This window comes from Paenibacillus sp. FSL M7-0802 (assembly GCF_038004945.1).
Classification (GTDB): Bacteria; Bacillota; Bacilli; order Paenibacillales; family Paenibacillaceae; genus Paenibacillus; species Paenibacillus polymyxa_B.
Window position 1 is genome coordinate 6,039,207 of record NZ_JBBOSD010000001.1, and the last position, 22,627, is coordinate 6,061,833.

The 22,627-nt window shown below is 44.7% G+C and carries 16 protein-coding genes; 5 read left to right on the forward strand and 11 right to left on the reverse strand.

Annotated elements, in window-relative coordinates; genetic code table 11:
* Window positions 1–225: 225 nt before the first annotated feature.
* Window positions 226–729 carry a ferritin gene (locus MHB54_RS27465; RefSeq protein WP_013310291.1) on the reverse strand — a complete coding sequence of 168 codons (504 nt, stop codon included), beginning with the start codon at window positions 727–729 and terminating at the stop codon, window positions 226–228.
* A gap of 134 nt (window positions 730–863) precedes the next feature.
* Entirely contained in the window at window positions 864–3,812 is a 2,949-nt protein-coding gene (locus MHB54_RS27470) for a glycoside hydrolase family 48 protein (protein WP_264454841.1), read from the reverse strand.
* Between the two features lie 316 nt (window positions 3,813–4,128).
* Between MHB54_RS27470 and MHB54_RS27475 the strand changes: the two genes are divergently transcribed.
* Window positions 4,129–4,497 carry a DUF423 domain-containing protein gene (locus MHB54_RS27475; protein WP_013310289.1) on the forward strand — a complete coding sequence of 123 codons (369 nt, stop codon included), beginning with the start codon at window positions 4,129–4,131 and terminating at the stop codon, window positions 4,495–4,497.
* 92 nt (window positions 4,498–4,589) lie between these two features.
* On the opposite strand, the gene MHB54_RS27480 is transcribed toward MHB54_RS27475, so the two are convergent.
* Window positions 4,590–5,444, reverse strand: a complete 855-nt coding sequence (locus tag MHB54_RS27480) for a sugar phosphate isomerase/epimerase family protein (RefSeq protein ID WP_068939447.1) — start codon at window positions 5,442–5,444, stop codon at window positions 4,590–4,592.
* A gap of 19 nt (window positions 5,445–5,463) precedes the next feature.
* Window positions 5,464–6,198 (reverse strand): thioesterase II family protein, encoded by a 735-nt coding sequence (locus MHB54_RS27485; protein WP_076295940.1) that lies wholly within the window; start codon window positions 6,196–6,198, stop codon window positions 5,464–5,466.
* Window positions 6,199–6,422: 224 nt separating this feature from the next.
* On the opposite strand from MHB54_RS27485, the gene MHB54_RS27490 reads away from it, so the two are divergent.
* The 3 genes from MHB54_RS27490 to MHB54_RS27500 all read left to right on the forward strand — a co-directional run bounded on the left by MHB54_RS27490 (window position 6,423) and on the right by MHB54_RS27500 (window position 10,767).
* Window positions 6,423–8,858: a GH36-type glycosyl hydrolase domain-containing protein gene (locus MHB54_RS27490; RefSeq protein ID WP_023988538.1), complete on the forward strand. Its 2,436-nt coding sequence runs from the start codon at window positions 6,423–6,425 to the stop codon at window positions 8,856–8,858.
* Between the two features lie 95 nt (window positions 8,859–8,953).
* Window positions 8,954–10,078, forward strand: a complete 1,125-nt coding sequence (locus MHB54_RS27495; RefSeq protein WP_028541333.1) for a GGDEF domain-containing protein — start codon at window positions 8,954–8,956, stop codon at window positions 10,076–10,078.
* A 170-nt stretch (window positions 10,079–10,248) separates the two neighbouring features.
* Window positions 10,249–10,767 carry an NAD(P)H-dependent oxidoreductase gene (locus MHB54_RS27500; protein ID WP_028541334.1) on the forward strand — a complete coding sequence of 173 codons (519 nt, stop codon included), beginning with the start codon at window positions 10,249–10,251 and terminating at the stop codon, window positions 10,765–10,767.
* An 88-nt stretch (window positions 10,768–10,855) separates the two neighbouring features.
* Here MHB54_RS27500 and ectB read toward each other — a convergent pair whose 3' ends face one another.
* Window positions 10,856–12,118 (reverse strand): diaminobutyrate--2-oxoglutarate transaminase, encoded by a 1,263-nt coding sequence (gene ectB / locus MHB54_RS27505; RefSeq protein WP_023988535.1) that lies wholly within the window; start codon window positions 12,116–12,118, stop codon window positions 10,856–10,858.
* A 591-nt stretch (window positions 12,119–12,709) separates the two neighbouring features.
* Here ectB and MHB54_RS27510 point away from each other — a divergent pair.
* Window positions 12,710–13,396 carry a response regulator transcription factor gene (locus tag MHB54_RS27510; protein WP_023988534.1) on the forward strand — a complete coding sequence of 229 codons (687 nt, stop codon included), beginning with the start codon at window positions 12,710–12,712 and terminating at the stop codon, window positions 13,394–13,396.
* A gap of 5 nt (window positions 13,397–13,401) precedes the next feature.
* On the opposite strand, the gene MHB54_RS27515 is transcribed toward MHB54_RS27510, so the two are convergent.
* From MHB54_RS27515 to MHB54_RS27540, 6 genes are all read right to left on the reverse strand, one after another.
* On the reverse strand, window positions 13,402–15,963 hold the full coding sequence (locus MHB54_RS27515) for a hybrid sensor histidine kinase/response regulator (protein WP_023988533.1): 2,562 nt from the start codon (window positions 15,961–15,963) through the stop codon (window positions 13,402–13,404).
* Between the two features lie 143 nt (window positions 15,964–16,106).
* A complete protein-coding gene (locus MHB54_RS27520) occupies window positions 16,107–18,107 on the reverse strand; it encodes a methyl-accepting chemotaxis protein (protein WP_023988532.1) in 2,001 nt (666 codons plus the stop codon).
* A gap of 400 nt (window positions 18,108–18,507) precedes the next feature.
* Window positions 18,508–20,574: a thioredoxin domain-containing protein gene (locus tag MHB54_RS27525; protein ID WP_071558773.1), complete on the reverse strand. Its 2,067-nt coding sequence runs from the start codon at window positions 20,572–20,574 to the stop codon at window positions 18,508–18,510.
* Between the two features lie 98 nt (window positions 20,575–20,672).
* Entirely contained in the window at window positions 20,673–20,804 is a 132-nt protein-coding gene (locus tag MHB54_RS27530) for a hypothetical protein (protein WP_256253353.1), read from the reverse strand.
* Window positions 20,804–21,775: an alpha/beta hydrolase fold domain-containing protein gene (locus MHB54_RS27535; RefSeq protein ID WP_068939455.1), complete on the reverse strand. Its 972-nt coding sequence runs from the start codon at window positions 21,773–21,775 to the stop codon at window positions 20,804–20,806. Before MHB54_RS27535 ends, MHB54_RS27530 begins: the two co-directional genes overlap by 1 nt.
* 459 nt (window positions 21,776–22,234) lie before the next feature.
* Complete coding sequence (locus MHB54_RS27540) at window positions 22,235–22,507, reverse strand: CD3324 family protein (RefSeq protein WP_068939476.1); 273 nt, start codon at window positions 22,505–22,507, stop codon at window positions 22,235–22,237.
* Between the last annotated feature and the right edge of the window lie 120 nt (window positions 22,508–22,627).

Sequence of the window (22,627 nt, forward strand, 5' to 3'; positions counted from 1 at the left end):
TACTTAATCAGATATAAAAATTAACATAACTGTAGCATGCTCAACATCCAGCGACAAATTAATTTTTTCTATAACTCCATTTAAAATAACAATAGCCCCTAGAAAGATGGGAATTCGTTAATTAAAGTCAACGCAAAAAAGCCCGAAAATCGGGCTTTTTTACTTTCTAGACGAATAAAATGCTGGCCATATCTCCGGCATTCAAAACACACCATGTATGCTGTATTACTCCGCAGGGGCAGTAAAGCTGCGTTTGGCAAACTCGCTGTCCAGCATATAAAAGGCGTTGCTGTCTCTTTCAATGCGCTTAAGCTTCTGGATAACACTGTCGAACAGAGCTTCCTCTTCGACTTGCTCATCAATAAACCATTTCAGGAAATGGATCGTTGCATGCTCGCGTCCATCGAGGGCCAAGTCAGCCAGATGATAAAATTTTTGCGTGTTTTGCTGCTCATGCTTGTAGCCATGCTCAAATACGTCCAGCATGGAATCGTAGCTGTTTTTTGGCTCCGGCAATGCAGCCAATGTGGCGCGTCCTCTACGGTCATTAATGTATTTATACAGTTTCATGGCATGAAACCGTTCCTCCTCAGCTTGTACCAGGAAGAAGTTTGCAAACCCATCCAGACTTTCACTGGAGCAATAAGCAGCCATCGCCAGATATACGTGAGCGGAGTAAAATTCAAAGTTCATTTGCTCATTCAGAGCCTGTGCCAAATTGTCATTCATGTCTCAGGTCACCTCGGTCATGTATGTAATAATGTAACGATCATAGTGTACCACGAATCCGATCACAAAAAAACGGACGGAAGTGAATTAAATGATCTCACATTCCGCCCGTAATCTCTACAATTAGTTTACAATCAAGGCTCCAGACCCCAGACACGTTTGTCATTTATATACAATGGTGCTTTGCCCCAATCCGTATAAGATGTCTTGGTTGGATCATAGGAAAAATCATCACTTTCGTTATAGTTGCTCCAGTCCGTCTTGTTCATGCGAATCTGAATGTCCCCTGTGTTTTCCCCTGCTGCCAGACTTCCCGCACCAGCTCCAAAGGAGATTTCCAGATAATAATCTGCGCCTGTAACGGCCTTATCCAGTTTCACAAAACGTCCCTGAACGTTACTACTGCCCAACTGTGCATAGTCACAATGGAATTCCTGTGACTTGTCGCCATCTACGGTGTAGTAGTATCGCAGCTTGACATTTTTCAGATCAACTGCTTCTTTACCCTTGTTTACAATACGGAACAGTGGCCGAATCTGGTTATCTCCCGGGTTGGTGTCGCCCACGCGGTATTGGGCAATCACATCTCCCGTTGCTGGAATGGGTGCTGCCGTAGGCTTGGCACTGACCTCGGCAGAATCCGGGCTGGTTCCTAAAGAATTTGTTGCACTTGCCACATAATAATAAGTGGTTTCATTCACCACTCCTGTATCCTTGTAAGTGCTGTCTGTTACTGTTACTACTGTAGTATATGGGCCACCACTGGTTGTGGAGCGCTTGACCGTATAGCTATCGGCACCCGTCGCTTTGCTCCAGGTCAGTGTAACCTGAGCATCCCCTGCGTTTGCCTTCACATTTGCCGGAGCTTTGGGAGCTGTAGGCTCGGTTGGTCCACTACCGTTAATGAGACGGTCATACTCGGCATAAGCCGTTGCCATATCAACTTGGGACCAGAAACGGTGATACGTAAATTCTGGAGCGCCTTTATCCCATTTTTTGGTCTGCTTGTTCCATGAAGTCGTGTATTTATCTTTAAGATAGGACCATTGCGGATCTTTGGTGATATTAGGGCGGATATCGCTGTAGCTGGAATACGTACCATTACCACCTTTAGACGGATCAGACGGTGTAGCGTCGGTGCCAGGGATCGTGTTGCCTTGCCCAGTCTTACCACTCCAGCCGCTCGGGATATACACTTCTTTGGTAAAATAACGATAATAATCTTCGCGCGCTTCCTTCGTTGTAATGCCTATACCATCGTTATAACCCCATGCAGCATCAAGCAAAGCTTTAGACAGATCCTTAGCTTCCTTGCCTAACTCGGAATAGTCTCCTTTTTCAGCTTTCGTTCCAGCAGCAAAGAAAGTAAGTGCTTTAACATAGCTGCCCAGCACTCCGGCATCCTGCCCCGGATTCTTTGTTACCACATGGAGATTGGTATTCCCTTTATGATTGGCAAATCCGCTCCAGGTTTCAGGCTTTCCGCTCCATTCCAGATTGCTCGGTAGCCAGAACTCACCTTTAGCCGCTGTAGTAGCCACTTTCGGATTCTTGCCACCCAGAATACGCTTACCTTGAGCGTCCAAATAGTATCCCTGTGCATCAGTCACAGGCCGTTCGTTGGCAAATACATAGCTCTTGGACCACGCTATCCAGTTTTCCGTCACTTGTTTAGCCATTTTAAACTGCTCGGACGAAGTATCCCCTTTCTTGGCTAAAATGTAGTACAGCTCGGCAACTCGCTCGACAGGCCAAGCCTGCATCCCGAACCAGTTGTTCGAGGGTGGATCGTTATATACAGGAGCCCCTGTATAAGCCATGCCATAAAAGGTACTTGTGCCGGATGGATAAGCCTTGTAGGCACCATCCCAGCTATTCGTCGCTCCGCCTGCAATGGCCCCCTCATCGGATTGCAGCCAAGTATAAAACTCCAGTTGGCGCTTCAGCGAGGTCGCCCAGTCCTGTCCCGCCGTTGGTGAATTCGGTATTAATCCACCATCTTGATCGGACAACGCATACGCTGCGACGACATTTTGATAGCCCTGATGTGCATGGCTGGCACCAATACGCCAAGCCCAGTTGCCGCTTTGGCCAAGTCCGCCACCCCAGGCTGTATACCATGCCATCAGATAAAGACTGGCATCCTTACCCGTACCAGCAATTGGACTTCCGTTGGAAGCGCTTCCGGTTTTCTGGAAGTATTTATCGTACATGCCGTAACGCAAAAAGTCTCCCATCTTTTTAGCTTTATCCAAATATACGGAGTTGTCATATCCTAATTCCTTAGCCCAGTACATTGCTTGAACTGCCCGTGCATCTGCATCGGTGGCATTCGTGTAACGCCATTGCTGTGCAGGGGCATTATTTTCCTTGGTAAACAAGCTCATAAAGCCTTCATTAGGCTTGCCAAACTTTTGATTGTCTTGCGATGGGTGTGGTACAGCCTCCCAGACCGATTCCTGTTCCCCGCGCTGGAAGGTGTTTACATAGGCTGCTGTATGCGACGGATTCAGAAGATTTCCGAAGCCGTACCAATTATCCACGTCCAACAACCAGTGCATCAGATAAGTCTGGTTGTTGCCATAGGTTGCCTTCAGCTCAGAGTCCAGTGGATCCTTGCCAGCACCATACTGTCCACTCAGACGGCTTGGGTATTGATCCGGCTGTGAGTATTCTGCGGCATAGGTGGCGGGGCTGTTCGGGTTGTAGTTACTCATTGTCGGCTGCTCTTCCTTACCGTCGCCTTCATTAACAGGAATGATATATTTCTCCATGTTATCCCATGCGGATTCCAAATGCCCCCAATCCCCGGTATAATGACCATACAGCACTTCCAGCCACATCCAGTAGCTGTACGCTTCCGAAGTCGTTAAGTGTCCGTAATCTGGAGCCTCGCTCATAAGCGTTTCAACGGAATGATAAGGGATGCCTTCTTTTGAAAAGTATCCGCTAGCCGGATCCTTCAGCTGTTTATACAATTGTAAAAAGCGTGTCGATTCCGGTGTTGCGGCTGATGCACGGTCGGGTCCTGCCTGAAATAAGCCCAAGGTTAACGGAAGTACCAAAATGGCTGACATGACCATAGAGACAGATTTCCTGAACACTGATTTTCTGCTGATCACTTTTGCATTCATCCTCTCCATTATCAATTTTGGCTTTACACAAGATTTTATTCCGAAAAACGACAGCACAAAAAGACAGCATCATCACCTCACTTTCCCATAAAAAAGGTGGAGGACTCGCTGTCTATTGCTCCAAATGCTTCGCATTGGCCCTGGAAAAAATATACCACACTAGGCGCCAAATGAGAGTCGAAAAATTCTATAAGTTTAGAGATTCACAAGGAAAATTGACGAAATCGATTGGAATCGGTACTATTTCACAGGGAGGCGTTAAAACATGAAAATTTTGCTATTGCTTGGTTGTATCGTGATGTTTTTAGCCGTAGCTCTGGGAGCGTTCGGCGCACACGCATTGAAAAAGAGACTTTCCGTAGACATGATGAGCATATTCCAGACAGGAATTCAATATCAAATCGCTCACGGACTGGGTTTGCTGCTGCTTGGAGTTCTTGCTGACAGCCTTGTCCATTCTTCTCTCATCGTTACCGCAGGTTGGGTTATGCTGGTGGGTATTCTCCTGTTCTCCGGCAGTCTGTATGCCCTTAGTATATCTGGTGTGAAAAAGCTTGGGGCAATCACCCCCATTGGCGGGTTGGCTTTTTTGGCAAGCTGGGTCATTGTGATCGTGGCGGTTGTGCAAGGTTAAACAAGGATAAAGGAACAGAGACTTGGAAAAGGAGGCGCTTCCAAGTCTCTCGAATTATTGACATAGCATTCCTGAGTATATGAAAGAATACATTATTTCGTCTGCACTTGTTGCGCCTTCTGAGCGGCTATCCGATGACCTTCGATATAACGTCTCGATTCTGCCATCTCATGCTCCTGAGCAGCTTCCATAATAATATGAACCCCCGGCTTGTACTGCTCCAGCAGTTCCATGTAGAGGGCATAGTTCATGTCACCAAAACCTGGCGGCACCGTCTCAATTTCACCTGACGATGACAACCGCCGGTCTTTGGCATGCGCTGCGATAATCCGAGGGCCCAGCAGTTGGAAAGCTTCGCGGATGATCTCATCCTGCTGCGCCAGATTTTCCGTTTTCAGCAGATTACCCGGATCAATCACAACACCGATGTGTGAAGAAGGTACTTCCTCCAGAAAGGCAGCCAACTCTACGGCAGTTCCGACCAAGTGATCGTTTGCAGCTTCCAATCCTACGAATACGCCCCACTTCTCCGCTTCATCTGCTAATTCACGCACTACTTCCCTTACAACTCTCCAGTCACGTTCCGTATAGGCGGTACCATCCTCATTACGTCCGACTTCGGCTGCAACCATTGGTGCTCCTAACAGACCCGCATATCGTATCAGCTCTTTGAAGCGCTCTACATTTTCACGCAGCAATTCCTCATCCTGTATAAAAAAATGTAAATAGCACCCGAGCACCGATATGGATACACCATGCTTACGAAATTCTTCTGCGATAGACAGTGCCAATCCCGGATTGAACTTACCCGGTTTATTAAAATCCACATCACTGATCGCTCTCCACGGAGCCAGCTGAACATGAGTAAAGCCCGCTGCGCCTACCTTTGCAGCCAATTCACGATAAGGCAACTTGCCAAACAAATGTGCCAATACACCTACTGTCACTAAAAATCACCTCTTATTATTATTGTTGTATGCTACTTGTTACCGTACTCTGCTCCAAGGTCTCATTGATGATGTACGTAATCCGTTCCACTTCATCATGAATAAAAAAGTGTCCTCCCTCAAAGGTAAACATACGAAATTGCTGATCCGTATGGTGTGCCCATGCCTCCGCATCTTGTAAGGTCACCGTGTTATCGGTCATTCCTGTCAAAGCGGTGATAGGACAATGTAAAGGTGCGGCTTTAGCCATGTACCTATACAACTCGACAGCTTTGAAATCCGCTCTTAACACCGGCATAAAATAGTCGTATAATTCCCGATTGTCAAAAATCGCTTCCGAAAGCTGACCGTACCGCTGCAAATGCGTCCTGAACTGATCTGCGGGCAGATCGTGTAACCACGGGGAATTTCTTGGGACATGCGGTGCCCGTCCACCCGAAACGAACAGATGAGCAGGCTTGCCATATCCACCGTCCACCAGCTTGTAGTACAGCTCGAATGAGATCATCGTCCCCATACTGTGGCCGTATATGGCATAAGGATCGCCAGGGGCTATCTCTTCGCTGATCTTGTGCAACAGATCCTCGCTCATCTCCTCAATGCTTTCCTTTAGCGGTTCCCCAGAACGAATACCTCTGCCCGCTAATTCCAGTGGAACAAGCTTAATCTGCGGAAGCAGCAACTTTTTCCATTTGAAGCTGACCGACGCCGATCCGCCTGCATACGGGATGAAAAATAATGTGATAGGTGCCATTCTTGCAACCTCCTGCCTTGCTAAGTTCTAACTTTTTCATTTTAGCATAAAAAGGTATATTTACCCATTTTAAATATTTTGCAAATTCCAGAAGAAAGGTTGAGAAAATCAAGCACATTTTATATAAGGCAGGAAGTGTCTTTCTAAAGAAAGAACGGCTCTATGTTTGAATATAATCATGTGTTGGGTCTTTTATTTTTTCAAATCGAAAGGAGTTCTGCGCCATGAAGTACGGTTTTTTCGATGATGTCAATCAAGAATATGTCATCCACACCCCTCAAACCCCTTATCCCTGGATTAATTATTTAGGTAATGAACGATTTTTTGGACTGATCTCCAATACAAGTGGCGGCTATGCATTTTACCGGGATGCTCGCTTACGTCGCTTAACACGTTACCGGTACAACAATATTCCTGTCGATAACGGTGGTCGTTATTTTTATATTTATGATGATGGGGATTATTGGACTCCAGGTTGGATGCCAGTCAAACGGGAGCTGGAGCAGTATGAATGCCGCCATGGACTTGGCTATACCTCAATTATGGGAGAACGCAGCGGTATTCGGGCCACCCAGCTGGCTTTTGTGCCCCTTTCCTTTGACGGCGAGGTCCATCAGGTAAAGCTTCAGAACACATCGTTACAAACCAAAAAGATCAAACTCTTTTCATTCGTGGAATTTTGTCTGTGGAACGCCTATGACGATATGACCAATTATCAGCGCAACTTGAACACCGGCGAGGTTGAAATACAAGACTCTGTCATTTATCACAAAACGGAATACCGTGAACGTCGCAATCACTATGCTTTTTTCTCTGCTAATCGTCCGTTAGCGGGTTATGATACAGACCGTGAAGCTTTTCTGGGGCTCTACAACGGATTAGATCAGCCTCAATCGGTCGCCGTTGGGCAAGCCTCGAACTCTATTGCCAGCGGATGGTCCCCTGTCGGATCACATTGCATTGAGGTAACGCTGGAGCCAGGCGAAGAAACAAGCTGTAACTTTATACTCGGTTATGTGGAAAATCCCGAGGAAGAAAAATGGGAGTCGCCCGGTGTTATTAATAAAAAACAAGCACATGCCATGATTAAGCAGTTTGCGGATGAAGCTGATGTAGAACGAGCGTTGAGTGAGCTGCGGACCTATTGGAATAATCTGCTGTCCAAGTATACCCTTCAAAGCCACGACGACAAGCTGAACCGAATGGTAAACATATGGAACCCTTATCAGTGTATGGTTACGTTCAATATGTCGCGTTCCGCCTCGTATTTTGAATCTGGTATCGGGCGTGGAATGGGCTTCCGGGATTCGAATCAGGACTTGCTCGGCTTCGTCCACCAAATACCGGAGCGGGCAAGAGAACGGATTATCGACATCGCCTCTACTCAATTTGAAAACGGCGGAGCTTATCATCAGTACCAACCGTTAACCAAAAAAGGAAATCACGAGGTTGGCGGTGGCTTTAACGACGATCCGTTGTGGCTTATTGTCGGTACCGCAGCGTACATCAAAGAAACGGGAGACTTTGGCATACTGGATGAACAAGTGCCCTTTGACGGAAATGTAGAGCGTACGGCTACGCTGTTTGAACATTTGAAGCGTTCTTTTTACCACGTTGTGGGTAATCTGGGCCCGCATGGTCTTCCACTCATTGGCCGGGCTGACTGGAACGACTGTCTGAATCTCAACTGTTTTTCTGCTACACCAGATGAGTCCTATCAGACAACTCAGAATCTGGAGGGTCGAATAGCCGAATCCGTGTTCATCGCCGGACTATTTGTATATACGGGACCGGATTTTATTGAGCTTTGCAAGCGCAGAGGACTGGATGAAGAAGCAGCAACCGCTCAGGCATATGTGGATCGTATGCGAACAGCCACATTGGAGCATGGTTTTGACGGAGAATGGTTCTTACGTGCTTATGACCATTATGGAGACAAAATAGGGAGCAAGGATTGTGAGGAAGGCCAAATTTTCATTGAACCTCAAGGCTTCTGTGTCATGGCAGGAATTGGCGTTGAAGAAGGTCTAGCTCAAAAAGCTCTCGATTCTACACGTGATCGTTTAGAAACTCCCTACGGCATTGTGCTGCAAAATCCACCGTATTCTCGCTATTACATCAATCTGGGCGAAATCTCATCTTACCCTCCCGGGTATAAGGAAAATGCCGGTATTTTCTGTCACAATAACCCTTGGATTATGATGGCGGAAGCCGTAATAGGACGTGGGGATCGCGCTTTCGAGCTATATAGCAAAATTGCCCCCGCCTATCTAGAGGACATTAGCGACATTCACCGCACTGAGCCGTATGTGTACGCTCAAATGATTGCGGGCAAAGATGCTGTTCGTGCAGGCGAAGCCAAAAATTCCTGGCTGACGGGTACAGCGGCATGGAACTTTATAGCTATTACTCAATCCATTCTCGGTATTCAGCCCGAATGGGATGGTCTGCGTATTGATCCGTGCATTCCTACAGCCTGGGACGAATTCACAGTCACCCGCGTCTTCCGCGGTGATACCTACGTGATTCATATCACGAATCCACAGCATGTCTCCAAGGGTGTAGTCACAGTTACCTTAGATGGCACCGTCCTTACGAATAATATTCTGCCGGTTGCAGGGGACGGGGCTATCCACCAAGTAAAAGTGTTGCTAGGCTAACAAGTTCATGGCCTTCAAAAAAATTAGCTTCAACTTCATCACATAGTATCTTATAATACGAGAATGGCTAAAGATACATTAAGTGTGGTGACATCATGAACAAGACAAAACGGCTTACTCAAACCATGGATTACAAAACAAAGCAAGCCCGCTGGGTACGCAAAATGTTATTACTGTATTGGATGATTATAGCTGTACATTTTATCGTCCAGCTGGGCAGCTACTTATTTCTTGATTACCACGCTTCGCCTTATGAATTTTACGTCGGAACCCTTATTGTTCCCACGCTAATCATGAGTGGTTCCAACTTACTGGCAGAGTTGGCTCATTTTAAATTTAACAGGTATTCTTTTGTGATCCTGTTTATGGCAAGTACCGTCATTTGCTGGATGATTATTCGCCTAAACTATGATATCCGGATTATTACAGCGTTGTGCTTGTTGCCTATTTTCTCTTCTATCCTGTTCTTCAATCGCCGCTTAATATGGCTTTCCTTTGTATTACAAGTAGTCGTCTTTTTTCTGTTGCTGGCAGTGGATGCATCATTTCGTACCTATTTGTCAGACTTTGATATCGTGGCGATTCCAACCTTTTTGATTATGTCCACCTTTATTGCTCTCATTATTCAGGCCAGCGGCCGCGATTTGTTAGTGGATTTGTATAAAACAAAGCGCGCGCAACAGGAATTAATGATCAGTAACGCGATTATCAGCAAAATGTCAATGACTGATGGTTTGACAAAGCTGTACAATCATTTGTCCTTTCAAAACTTTTATGAAAAAGCACTCGAATATGCCGAACAAGGCGCGATCATCCATCTGGCGTTAGTGGATATTGATAATTTCAAGAAGATCAATGATACTTACGGACACCAGTTCGGAGATAAAATTTTGGAAGGCATCTCGCAAATCATTACAGAACAGATTACCGCAAATGACATTCCGGCTCGCTATGGCGGTGAGGAATTTGCTATTTTGATGTTCGAGCATACTTTCGAAGAAGCTTATCAGATCGTCGAAAACATCCGTCGTGAAGTGGAGAAAATGACCTTTCAGGAGAAATTGCAACTCGTTTCTGTAACCGTAAGCATTGGACTGAAAAGCTATACAGAGGAAATGAACAAAGATAAAGATGTATTTTTTCAGCAAGCAGATGACTATCTGTATCAAGCTAAGCGCTCCGGGAAAAACAAAATTGTTGCTCTTAATCATATCGCTTAATGTAAAAACACTTCATTTGATGAGACTCCGGCATGAGCTTGCCGGAGTCTTTTGAATATAGAACTTAAAATGTAATAGAGTTGACAATTCCATAAGTTGAAACTAAAATAGTTACATATGTATTGGTTATTTACTAACAATAAATAAGTTCGAAGGAGATGGTTTTTTAAATGTCAACCCTCGTTATTGTCGTTCACCCTGATCTTGCGGAATCTCGCATTAACAAAAGATGGGTGCAAGAACTCAAGAAACAATCCGGCGTGACCGTTCACAACCTGTATGAAGTATATCCTGATGAGCAAATCAATGTCGCCCAGGAGCAGGAACTGCTAGAGCAGCATGACCGTATCGTTCTGCAATTCCCTTTTTACTGGTACAGCACTCCTTCCCTACTGAAAAAATGGCTGGATAAGGTTCTAACCTACGGCTGGGCTTATGGAAGCGAAGGTGGCAAGCTACAGGGCAAAGAGTTGTTGATCGCCTTGTCTGCTGCCAGCGTTGAGGAAAATTACCAACATGACGGACGGAACAGGTATACGATCGAAGAGCTGTTGAGACCTCTGGAAGCTACAGGCCATATGATTGGTGTCAAATTGCTCCCTTATTTCGTACAATATGGTGCTGCAGTTTTGACCGATGAGCAACTAGAGCAATCCGCACAAAAATACGCGCAAACGGTTATTTCTTAATTTTTTACTAGAAAGCCCCTTGGACGGCGCCTGCCATACCTGCTTTACAGCAGACGGCAGCTCCAGCCAAGGGGCTTTACTGATCGATTTACATCGTAACCAACGTACTGGTTACCTGTGCCATACTTTCTTTAATAATGTCGCAGCCCTTACGCAAGTTTTCCAAGCTTATCGTTAACGCTGGCATGATTTTAATTACCGTATCGTTACGCCCAGCACGTTCAATAATGAGTCCCCTACTAAAGCAGAGAGTCGCTACCTCCTTGGCGAACGCTTCTCCCAGATGGGATACATCAATTCCCCAGATTAGTCCCATGCCGCGAATTTCAATTAGAGGATCTATCGATTGGATATGTTCACGCAAGAACTGCTGAACAAAAGCCTCTTTTTCCTTCACTTGTGCTTCCAGCTCTACCGTATCTCTGAACTCCAGCGCAGCCTTTGCCCCGACAAAAGCAAGCTGATTTCCACGGAAGGTGCCGTTATGCTCACCTGGACTCCATATATCCAATTCTGGCTTGAGTAGCAACAGAGACATTGGCAAACCGTATCCACTGATCGATTTGGACAAAACAACCATATCAGGAACAATTCCCGCCCGCTCGAATGAGAAGAACGAACCAACTCGACCGCAACCGACTTGAATATCGTCAACAATGAGCAAAATATCATGGTCATCGCACAGCTGTCGCAAATCACGCAGCCATTCGGTATCTGCAATATGAATACCGCCTTCAGCCTGTACCGTTTCCAAAATGATCGCGGCAGGCTTTTCCACACCCGAGTGGGTGTCTGTTAAAAGCTGCTCCATATACAAAATGGTATCCATTCCGTTAAATGTGCTGTTATAAGGTATGAAGGTAACATTGTTCAGGGGAACCCCTGCGCTCTCTCGCATGGAGTTGTTGCTGGTAATAGATAAACTACCCAGCGACATTCCGTGGAACGCGCCCATAAAAGCGAAAATACCATTTCTGTTTTTCACCTTGCGTGCAAGTTTCAGTGCTGCTTCCACCGCATTGGTTCCGGTCGGTCCGCAAAATTGCAGCTTATAATTCAAGCCCTTGGGCTGGAGAATACGCTCTGAAAAAGACTCAATAAACTCTTGCTTAGCTGTCGTGTACATATCCAGACCATGCATAATCCGATCGGAACTTAAATAATCCAATATCCGGTTTTTCATAAAATCATTATTATGCCCATAGTTCAAAGCCCCTGCCCCAGCAAAAAAGTCAATATAACCCTTGCCTGCCTCCGTGTACAGTACATCGTTTTTAGCTTTGTTGAAAACAACTGGAAAACTTCTGCAATAGGATCTTACATTGGACTCCAGCGCTTCGAATGTGTTCATGATCTCTCGTCCTCCCGCTGACCTGATTTTAAAAAATACAAGCATGGAAAGCAAAAAAAATGTAAATATGTAATCTAAATGAGTAGACAGTCTGAATTCACACTGGGATATCCACACCAAAGAATCATAAGTATGATCACAAGAACAATTAAAGTACGAAAATTAAATACAGAGATAGCACATGAGAGTATGTTAGTAGAAGATTAAATAGTGGGTTTTTCTAAGAGGCCTATCAGAGGATGTCAACTCCTATGTAATAAAATACCATAATTTTCATTTAAGTCAATGCATGTTTCTGATGTGTTTTGTTAAATTTTTGTAATTTATCATCAATGGCTTGTAGTATATTGTTAAAAGAAAACGAAAAATGTCGTATTATAGTAATAAATCTCAAAAATAGTACATTTCCATATCAAATAGATATACATCTGGACTAATTGTCCACAGGATTGTCACAACAAACCTGATCTTTTGACAGACTGTCCAAAGGAGTTTACTCTATCAACAGGACCTGCCAAAAACTTGTTGTAAACATTGCAGTTATCCTAACTATTTGGCTCGAATTTGATAGAAAGATAAGGAAATATGATCATGTCTAATGTTTTAATTATTGAAGATGACAATATGTTGGGAGAGACCCTTTCCTTGTATTTAACAGGAGAAGACTACAACGTTACTCGAGTGGAACAAGCGTCTGAGGGTATTGCCCGGCTTGAGATCGTACAGCCCGATATTATTTTGCTGGATCTGCTGCTTCCAGATTTGGATGGGGTAAATCCCTGCCCACTCATACGCAAGCATACGGACGTGCCCATCATCGTGATTTCTACAGAAAACAACATATCAGAGCGTATTCGTACACTTACGTTGGGAGCAGATGATTATATTTGCAAGCCTTTTAGTATGCAAGAGCTAAAAGCACGGATGGAGGCTCTTTTCCGTCGTATTGAAATCACGCGCTTGCAAGGAAGAGGCAGAGCACCTGAACCTGAAACCGGCATTACTTTGGATCTAGCGAGAAGAATGATTACCGTTAACGGACAGAATGTGGAGACAACATATTCAGAATTTGAGCTCATGAAGCTTTTTTATTTGAACCGGGGAATTGTATTCAGCAGGTATGCTTTGATTCAGGCTCTCCGTGGCACAGACTCCTTTATTAATGAAAGGGCTGTGGACGTACATATTAACCATTTACGCAGAAAAATCGAAAAAGACCCTAAGAAACCGCAATTAATCAAGACCATCTGGGGAATCGGCTACAAATTTATGCAATAACACGGTCAGCTCCAGGGAAGTGATGACTTGATTTGGTTAATATCCTTCTGAACCGTGCTCAGATGCTTTTTCCAGTCTGGATACAGTGCTCCTGTTGAGGTTTCATTGCTGCGCTTCAATGCCTTTTCCAGCTCTATTACCTTTGCCAGCAACTCAGGCGCGCACAGGTTCCCCGTTCCTCCCTTAAGTGAGTGGATTAATCGAAGAGCAGAAGATAACTGCCCATTGTCCATTTTTCTCACAACTCTTTTATCGAGATACTGGTATTCCTGTATCCATTTATAAAGGGCAAATTGAAAAATATACACCTTGCCATCCATGCCTGCTATCGACTGCTCAGCGTGAATACCATGTAAATCTTGCAGCCACGCTAAATTAATCCAGCTAGTTAATACTCTAGCAGCGGTCAGTTCATGGACAGGCTTGAACAACACGGCATTAATACCAGCACGAAGACAAACTTCCTGTTCATGCTGCACAGCATCAGCGGTAAAAGCGATAATGGGAAGCCTGTTAAAAGCTTTGTTTCTCCGAATATGCCTCGCCGTCTCAAAACCATCCATCTCTGGCATATGCAAATCAAGCAGCACCATATCCCAGTAACGCAGTTCCAGTAACGCTATTAGTTCTCTTCCGTTCGTGACCATCGTTACCTCAAAGTTACGCTCTGCTAAAAACTCGGTAATCACCACCTGGTTAATTTCGTTATCCTCTGCTATGAGAATTTGATACTTCTGTGTTGTATCCCCTATCTCATTGTGGGAACTCATCGTCGCATGAGTCTCCAGAGTATTACCATCTGCTGGCACTGACTGTTCCTTCTTCCAGCAGAGAACCTCCAGCAGAGCGTTTCGGGTAACGGGCTTGGACAAAAAGGCATCCACACTATGATTCATGTCCCCTGCAGCTATTGTTTCCATCTGAAACACGGTTGTAAGTCCAATAATCTGAGTTATCTGCCTATCCAGCATTTGAAGCCACTGCCTCCGGGAGTCCAGTTCTCTCAAACCTTCCATCCCCATATCGATGATAACATAATCAAAATGCTCACCCTTTTGAAAAGCGTCCACACTTTCTTGGAAGGATGAATTAGTGAATGTTTTTAATCCCAAGTCTTGCAGTAGTTCGTTCAAGCTGTATCTCACCAGTTCATGCTGCGCAACAATTAAGGCTTTGCCTTTGATTTGTTTTTCTATTCGTGTGCTTCCTGCATTCAATTCCCCATTTTCCAGCTCGACATTAAAGTAAAATTGACTGTACTCTCCTAATCGACTTTTCACCTCTACTTTCCCGCCCATAGCTTCAGCCAAATGCTTGCTAATGGCCAAACCCAGCCCAGAGCCCCCATATCTGCGGCTGGTTGATGTACTCGCCTGGATAAAAGGGACGAATAGCTTGTCTATACACGTCTCGGAAATTCCTATGCCCGTATCTTCTACCATAAAAGAAACGCCTACTCGCCCTTCCTGCTGACTTAGCATTTTTACCTGTAACAATACATGTCCCTGATCCGTAAACTTGATGGCGTTGGTCAGAAGATTTGAAAGCACCTGCTCCATTCGAAGCGGGTCTCCCTTAAAGCTTTTCGGTAACGCCGGGTCCGTTATAAATACGACCTCTATTTCCTTATCTTCAAGTAAAGTTCCAACGGTATCTGCGAGATGCCGAAGCATTTTTTCCGGCTCGAATTCTACCTTTTCCAGTTCCAGACTGCCGGCTTCCATTTTGGAAAAGTCCAATACGTTACTGAGCATGGATGAAAGGGTACGAGAGGAAGCGAGAAGCTTGTGGAGGTAATCTCTTTGAACGGCAGTCAGTTCAGTCTTATTTAACAGCTTTGACAGACCGATGATTCCATTCAGCGGGGTGCGAATTTCGTGACTCATATGAGCCAAAAAAGTGCTTTTCGCACGGTTAGCCTCGTCCATCTCCTTTCGCTTCTGCTCAGAGGCTTTATACTCTGTAATATCCAACACGTGACCGATAACATGCCTGGTATTCCCGTCCTCCCTAACCGGATGTAAGGTAATGAGAGCCGAATATTCCCAAAACTCCAATTCAAATACGGTCCGATCACCGAACCAGGCCTGTTTGTAGTATTGACTTAGCTGCTCCATCGTTTCAGAGGAAAGCTCCAAAATGTCCCCGAGACGCTTCACATGCTCCCTTTTATTGTAGTTGACTTGTAGATTCAGACCCACGCGCTCCAGCAATTCACCTTCAAGCAGCCTATAATAAAATTCATCACCACTTTTCTCCAGCCTAAAGGTAAAGCCAGGTTGAACCCGAAGTAAATTCAGCAGGTCACGATCTTTGTCTAACAAACGTTGTCCATATGAATACTTAGCGGTGGTTAAAGCGTGCACAAACAGCGTCATGAACATTAGACCCATCCCCAGCTCCAGCACGCAGGTCAGCAGTGTTTTATCACTTATGCCAAAATATAAGAACAGAATTCCTGCCACTCCATAAAAAACACCTGTAATCGCCTGACGAACAAGCTGCCGCTGAAAAATCAAAACTAACAATAATATCAAGATAGCATATAGCACTAAATCTCGAACCAAGTGTTCGCCCCCTTATAATCTTCCATGTTTTGTGAGATATCGAAAATATAAAAAAACTCAGGACAGATTCCTTATGCCATAAGGCTTAAAGAACTGTCCCGAGCATTCATTGTACTATACATTCCATAGGGTTCAAGTTCATTTTAATATTTGAAACGACTGATCATTACCTTCAAATCAGCAGCCATGGTTGAAAGCAACTGTGCAGAAGCTGATATTTCCTCCATGGAAGCCAGTTGCTCTTGTGAGGAGGCAGCAACTTCCTCAGATGTGGCGGCATTACCGGTTGCAATCGTCGCCAGCTCGTTGGCTGTCGCTGCAATTTCTTGTACACTGGCTGATATTTGCTCTGCAATCGCAGCGACCTCCTCTACCTGAGGCGTTGTCTCTCGAATGCCTTCCATCGCATGACCTAGCTTGACAATGGTTGCTTTGGAAATCTGCAGTCCATCCTGCACCTCAGTCGTGACCCTGTCCATCGTCTTCACTGTTGTTTCGGTTTCATGCTGAATTTCGGCAATCAAGGTGGCAATCTGTGTGGCGGATGTCTGAGACTGCTCTGCCAGCTTACGCACCTCATCAGCAACGACGGCAAAGCCTTTTCCATGATCACCCGCTCTGGCTGCCTCAATAGCTGCATTCAATGCCAGCAGGTTTGTCTGATTGGAGATATCACCGATAACCTTCGTAATTTCACCGATTTCATGAGAGCGGGCTTGCAAGGTTTGAATCATCTGGTTGGAACGCTCTACTGATTGATGAATGGAATTCATTTGCTCGCCTGTCTGCTCAACAGACTTTCGTCCTTCCTCGGCTTGCAAGGCAGATCGTTTGGCCAAATCAGCTACCAAAATCGATCGTTCAGCAATTTGGGTGATCCCTTGTGCAATTTCATCCAGGGCCACCGAATTATTTTCCAGCCCTGTAGTCTGCTTCTCTGCACCACTGGCAATTTCTTGCACAGCCTGGGACACCTGCTCACTTGCAGCACTGGTTTGTTCCGCGCTTATTGTGAGTTCATTCGAAGAAATTGCGACATGATCTGCACTGTTCCCTACGTTCTGAATGACAGATCGCAGGTTATTCTGCATATTTTGAAAAGCCACTCCTAATTCTCCGATCTCGTCCTCGCTCTTTACTTGAATGTCCTGTGTTAGATCTCCGGCGCTCACATTTACCGCTTGTTCTTTTAACTTTAAAATCGGTTTGATGATGGAACGAATCAGGAAATAAACAATGATAATACCAATCACAAGACAACCGACGATGGTTAGTAAAGTGCTGATCAAAATCGGTCCTGCTGCTTCATCGACTTCAGACAAATACAGCGTTCCGCCTATCTTCCAGCCAGTCAGCTTGTTAGTCGCATAGTTCATATATTTGGGCTGGCCTTCATACTCATACTCGTATTCACCAGTATCGCTCTGAAACATGCGTGATTCAATATCTGTAATTTTGGTGCCTGCTTCCTTCGTCGGATGTACAATGTAGGTATGGTTGCTGTCCAGCAATATGGCATAACCTTCATGACCTACTTTAATATTGTTCAACGTCTCTTTAATACCACTAATTTTCAGGTCAATGCCAATAACACCCGATCCATCTGACGTTGCCCGGGACACCGTAACCGTCATTTGCTTCGAGCTTGCCGAAAGATAGGGAGAACTAATCGCTGTCTTTGCTTGCTCTTTTATCGCTTCATCGTACCAAGGTCTGACCCGTGGATCATAATTGTCCGGTAATTGCTTCTGTGGATAGGTTATAAATTTACCATCCTTCGTACCATAAGAGATGGATTCTGCTTCAGGATGAAGTGCAGCATATTGTTTGAAAAATTCTTCCAGTTTGGCCGCTTGTTCCTCCGTCTCTACCCGATTGCCTTTTAGTCTTTCTGCAAAATATTCTGCGTCATGTACCTTGGGTTCGATAGTACTATCAATAATAAAATTAGTGCGGATGATAGCCTGCTCGGCACTTTCTTCAATCTGGTTTCGAATCTGCTGACTGGCGCTCACAAACGACAAAGCCCCCACGATCATGGACGGTAAAATCAGAAAGGCAATAAAGGCGACCATTAGCTTCGTTTTAAAATTTTTGCTGAGCATCCTTGCGACTAGCCACTTTTTTCCCGATAACTTCTTCATTAATAAACATCTCCATTTCATTACCTAGATTTCCTAACCTATGGTGAACCTCTTCGTCTTGCCGATGATGACAATCACCCGACAGACTCTCTTTCACATTTTTCACATCTGCTGCTAAAACGCTTGGACATAAAAGATATAAACACGCTAGTTAAATAGGTATATGTACTTATTTTCGAAAACAGCAAGGCTGGTCGGAACCGGTTCTTTGATATAATATACCTAAAAAATATTAAAAAAAATGCGTAGCACATGTTAAGAAAATATTAGTTTCATTTCACTATACCTACCTCTTAACATGAAAATAATCCCCTTGAATGTAGCAAACATAGGGTCATTTTCGATAATCACCATATGCTTACTACCCCCAAGGGGATTAAGTTTGATCGCTTTATTCAGTTCAATCCAACAACACCTTCAGATCTTCAAGCCTGGTAACAGGTGCCTGACAGGTAAAATGCTCACACACATATACGGCTGGTTTGCCTTCCACAAGATTGTAATCACGGATATAAGAAACCGTCTCTGCAATCTCCGACTGTCCTTCATCCTTCAAAATAACGACCGTATTCGGCCTGAACCCAGCTCGAACTGCCTGAATGAACTGTACGGTCTGCAGATCGTCCCTATGACCTACAATCACAATCTCCTTCGTCGTTCCCGTCGCATACAACAACGCGCTGAGCAACGCGGAGTGGCCTGACGGGTAATGAGCAACCATACCGCCAAAAGCCTTAAACTGCTTGGCTGCATAGTTCTCTAATTGAGATTCACCCGTTAGCCGCGCAAGCCTCACAAAATTATAGGCCGCGATGCTGTTACCCGACGGAATCGCACCGTCATAGATTTCTTTAGGCTTGGCAATTAGCTGCTCACTATCTGACCCATAAAAGAATAATCCGTCCCGTTCCTCATCCCAGAACAAATCGATCATATTTTGATTGAGCGTCAACGCCCGTTGCAGATACTCTATATCGAAGGTCGCCTGGTATAACTCGATCAAGCCCCACACATAAAAAGCATAATCATCTACATAACCGGGATAAGCTGCTTCTCCGTCCCGATAACGTGCCAACAGCCGTCCGTTCTCCTGTCTCAAATGGTTCCACAAAAACGTCTCAGCCTTCCGAGCTTGCTCTGTATATCTCGTGTCTCCAAAAGCTTGTCCCGCCTTCGCCAGAGCAGCAATCATCAACCCGTTCCACGAGGTCAAAATCTTGTCATCCTTGTGAGGATGAACACGTTGCTCTCTGGCAGCAAACAGCTTGGCGCGTAGCTCACTAACCCGCTGCTCCAGTTCCTGCTCAGTCAAGTCATGCTTGATCCCATAGGCTTCCAGATTGATATCAATCAGGTTTGGAATGTTGTGGCCTTCAAAATTTCCGTAAGGTGTAATTCCATACAAATCGTTGAAAAAGGCGGCATCCTTATCGCCCAATACAGCCCTTACCTCGGAATCGTCCCAGACGTAGAATCTCCCCTCTTCTCCTTCGGAATCTGCATCTTCCGCCGAATAAAAGGCACCACCTGCATCCGTCATGTCTCTTGTGATATATGTAAAGATTTGTTCTGTAATCCGTCGGTACAGTTCCTTGCCTGTCACCTGCCAAGCCTCTGTATACGCGATGGCCAACAGAGCATTGTCATACAGCATTTTTTCAAAATGCGGCACCAACCATTTCTCGTCCACGGAGTATCGTGAGAACCCCATGCCTATATGGTCGTAGATTCCGCCCCGGGACATCGCATCCAGCGTCTTCTCTGCCATTTCCAGTGCCTCTTGATTCCCCGTATGCTGTGCATATCGCAGCAAAAAAGACAGGTTATGCGGAGAAGGAAACTTAGGAGCTTCCCCGAAGCCGCCATATTCCTTATCGAAGGTGTGGCTGTATTCATGGAAAGCTTTATTCAAGCTCTGTTCATCCAGTTCACCGCGATAACCTGCAAGCAAGTCCTGCCGCTCATGCTCGGTAAGCACCTGCTCACTCAGCTCCACCAGCTCTTCGGGCTGTTCTTTCCACCGGGTACCCACCTTGTCCAGCAGCTCCAACAGTCCGACACGGCCAAATTTCTGCTCCTTGGGCAAATACGTCCCCGCAAAAAAAGGCTTCTGATCCGGCGTCATCAATATCGTCAGTGGCCAGCCTCCATGCCCCGTCATCGTCTGGCAGATGGACATATAGATATGATCCACATCTGGACGTTCTTCACGATCCACCTTAATGGATACGTAATCCCTGTTTAATACCTCAGCTACTTCTTCATCCTCGAAAGATTCTCTCCCCATTACATGGCACCAATGGCAAGTGGAATAGCCGACAGATAGGAAAATAGGCTTGTTATTACGCTTAGCAGTTTCAAAAGCCTCATCTGACCAAGGGAACCAATTTACTGGATTGTGAGCATGCTGTAGCAAATAAGGTGATTTTTCCTTGGCTAGTCTATTCGGTTTGCTGCTCGTTGTCATGGGACATCACCACTTCCGTAGTTGGATTTTATGCTTGGTACTATTTTACCCTAAATGAATGGTAAAAGTCGGAAGGGATGAAAAAAGATAATATCAGATTAGAATATATCAGTATCCCTCTCCCTCACCGGCTCATCCAGCACGATCAACTTGAGTTTTAACGCAATCACCTTGGCGACATTGACACGCTGAGGTCGGAGCTTATTAGAGGAGTTTAACATTATACTCATTAGAACATCTCCAGAGCTTTCAGTAAGGCATATTCACTTGTTCTAGCCCCTTCTTTTGAAAAATGCGCATCCGGAAACGCGGGAGACATATGATGGTACCCGGGATAGACATGTAATTCCACTAAGACACCATCAATGGCCAGTTGTTTTGCAAAAACTAAGACCTCATCAATGAATAAATCAAGGGTACCTATATTTATATAAGTCGGTGGTAATCCGGCCAATGACTTAGCACGGGCCGGCACATAATACTCACTTACCTCCTCCTGACCCGGTTCATCCCCCAATACAGATTTCCAGCCAAAATAGTTGCTTTGTTTTGTCCAAATAAACTCTCCTGCGTATGGATGCTCTGGTGCGGTGCTTGTGCGATCATCTAGCATTGGCCTCATTAATCTTAGATGATGGATTTCGAATTCCTTCTGATCACGAATGTACAAGGCTAGGCCAGCCGCCAATCCGCCGCCAGCGCTGCTGCCCCCTACGGCAACTTTCTGAGTATCTATCCCTAACTCTTCCGCATGTTCAATACACCATTTTAGGCCCGAATAACAATCCTGTAACTGACTTGGCTGTACATGCTCTGGTGCTAGGCGATAGTACACAGATACACAACAAAAACCATGTTGTGAAGCAAGAGATGCATTAGCAGGACGATCCACGACTGGACTTCCTAAGACCATCCCGCCTCCGTGTATCGAATAATATAGAGGCATCTTATGATGCTTTGATTGTGAGGGCTTAATGATTTCTATTTGAATATCTGGACCCCTAAAATAGCTTGGCACAACCTTTTTTTCTAATGTAATAGGGAACATCTGCGTTACATCTATTTGTTGCATCATTTGAGATTGATTTTTACGTGCTTCCATTAGTGTAGATTCGGTAAGGTCGGTTATTGGTATTAAATCAACTGCACTGATAATTTCTGGATCAATCAGATGTCTACTTCTACTTCTTTGCTCCCCCATAGTAATCGTTTCCCCGCTTTCTTGTTTTAAAGACAATGAATCAATACATATTTCAATTGTTGCTGTCGTTTATATTCATATTTTAAAGATTAAAATAAGCTTTATAAATGAAAACAACGATTTAGAATCATTTTTGGCATAAAAACAATAATAAAAAAATGAAGTACAGCCTTTGAAATAGAATGGGTCTGTTGGATCATTGAGGGAGGGTGAGCGGAATTTTGGGATCAAGAACGGTATGTAAAAAGTTCAAGAGAGAAAATGAAATGCCAAAAACGTATTTCGGAATCTGGATGTGGGAGATAATGCGAGAACACACATCAAACCTTTTGCCAAATAAAAAAGACGTGACCGGATTGGTCGTTCACAGCGATCATCCGATCACGCCCTAAGCTCACCACGTTATGAGGCCAAAATTAAATTCATTTATGCGGGTAGAGTACCACGCCACTTTACAAACTAGGTATTTTTATGTGAATAAACAATTTTCTTAATGGTTTCGGTAGAGAGGAAAAACTCCTTAGCTAATTGCTCGATACTGCTGCTATTTTGAAAAGCATTTCTGATTGCGGCATTTCGCTGTTCAAGCAACCTTCTCCCGCCACTCAAACTGCCCCAATTCATATATTCCGTTTTTGGCTTGGGAATATACAGAGTCTCTCCTTGAACATATTTTTGAATTTCCATAATTAGTTTTTTAGGTAAAATTTTTGTAGCATTCGTATATCTCAATTTTGCTCGCCCCTTATTTTGATTCTTTAAAATAAGGTGCAAAGCCAAAAATATTAAAAAAGCTTGTTCAGCGTTAAAAATTGTTTCGCCCCATACAAAGTAACGCTTTCCTAATAATTG

Coding starts and splice junctions, on each gene's coding strand:
- MHB54_RS27465 (WP_013310291.1), bottom strand. CDS start 729: ATGAATGACAATTTGGCACAGGCTCTGAATGAGCAAATGAACTTTGAA.
- MHB54_RS27470 (WP_264454841.1), bottom strand. CDS start 3,812: ATGGTCATGTCAGCCATTTTGGTACTTCCGTTAACCTTGGGCTTATTT.
- MHB54_RS27475 (WP_013310289.1), top strand. CDS start 4,129: ATGAAAATTTTGCTATTGCTTGGTTGTATCGTGATGTTTTTAGCCGTA.
- MHB54_RS27485 (WP_076295940.1), bottom strand. CDS start 6,198: ATGGCACCTATCACATTATTTTTCATCCCGTATGCAGGCGGATCGGCG.
- MHB54_RS27490 (WP_023988538.1), top strand. CDS start 6,423: ATGAAGTACGGTTTTTTCGATGATGTCAATCAAGAATATGTCATCCAC.
- MHB54_RS27495 (WP_028541333.1), top strand. CDS start 8,954: ATGAACAAGACAAAACGGCTTACTCAAACCATGGATTACAAAACAAAG.
- MHB54_RS27500 (WP_028541334.1), top strand. CDS start 10,249: ATGTCAACCCTCGTTATTGTCGTTCACCCTGATCTTGCGGAATCTCGC.
- ectB (WP_023988535.1), bottom strand. CDS start 12,118: ATGAACACATTCGAAGCGCTGGAGTCCAATGTAAGATCCTATTGCAGA.
- MHB54_RS27510 (WP_023988534.1), top strand. CDS start 12,710: ATGTCTAATGTTTTAATTATTGAAGATGACAATATGTTGGGAGAGACC.
- MHB54_RS27520 (WP_023988532.1), bottom strand. CDS start 18,107: ATGAAGAAGTTATCGGGAAAAAAGTGGCTAGTCGCAAGGATGCTCAGC.
- MHB54_RS27525 (WP_071558773.1), bottom strand. CDS start 20,574: ATGACAACGAGCAGCAAACCGAATAGACTAGCCAAGGAAAAATCACCT.
- MHB54_RS27530 (WP_256253353.1), bottom strand. CDS start 20,804: ATGAGTATAATGTTAAACTCCTCTAATAAGCTCCGACCTCAGCGTGTC.
- MHB54_RS27535 (WP_068939455.1), bottom strand. CDS start 21,775: ATGGGGGAGCAAAGAAGTAGAAGTAGACATCTGATTGATCCAGAAATT.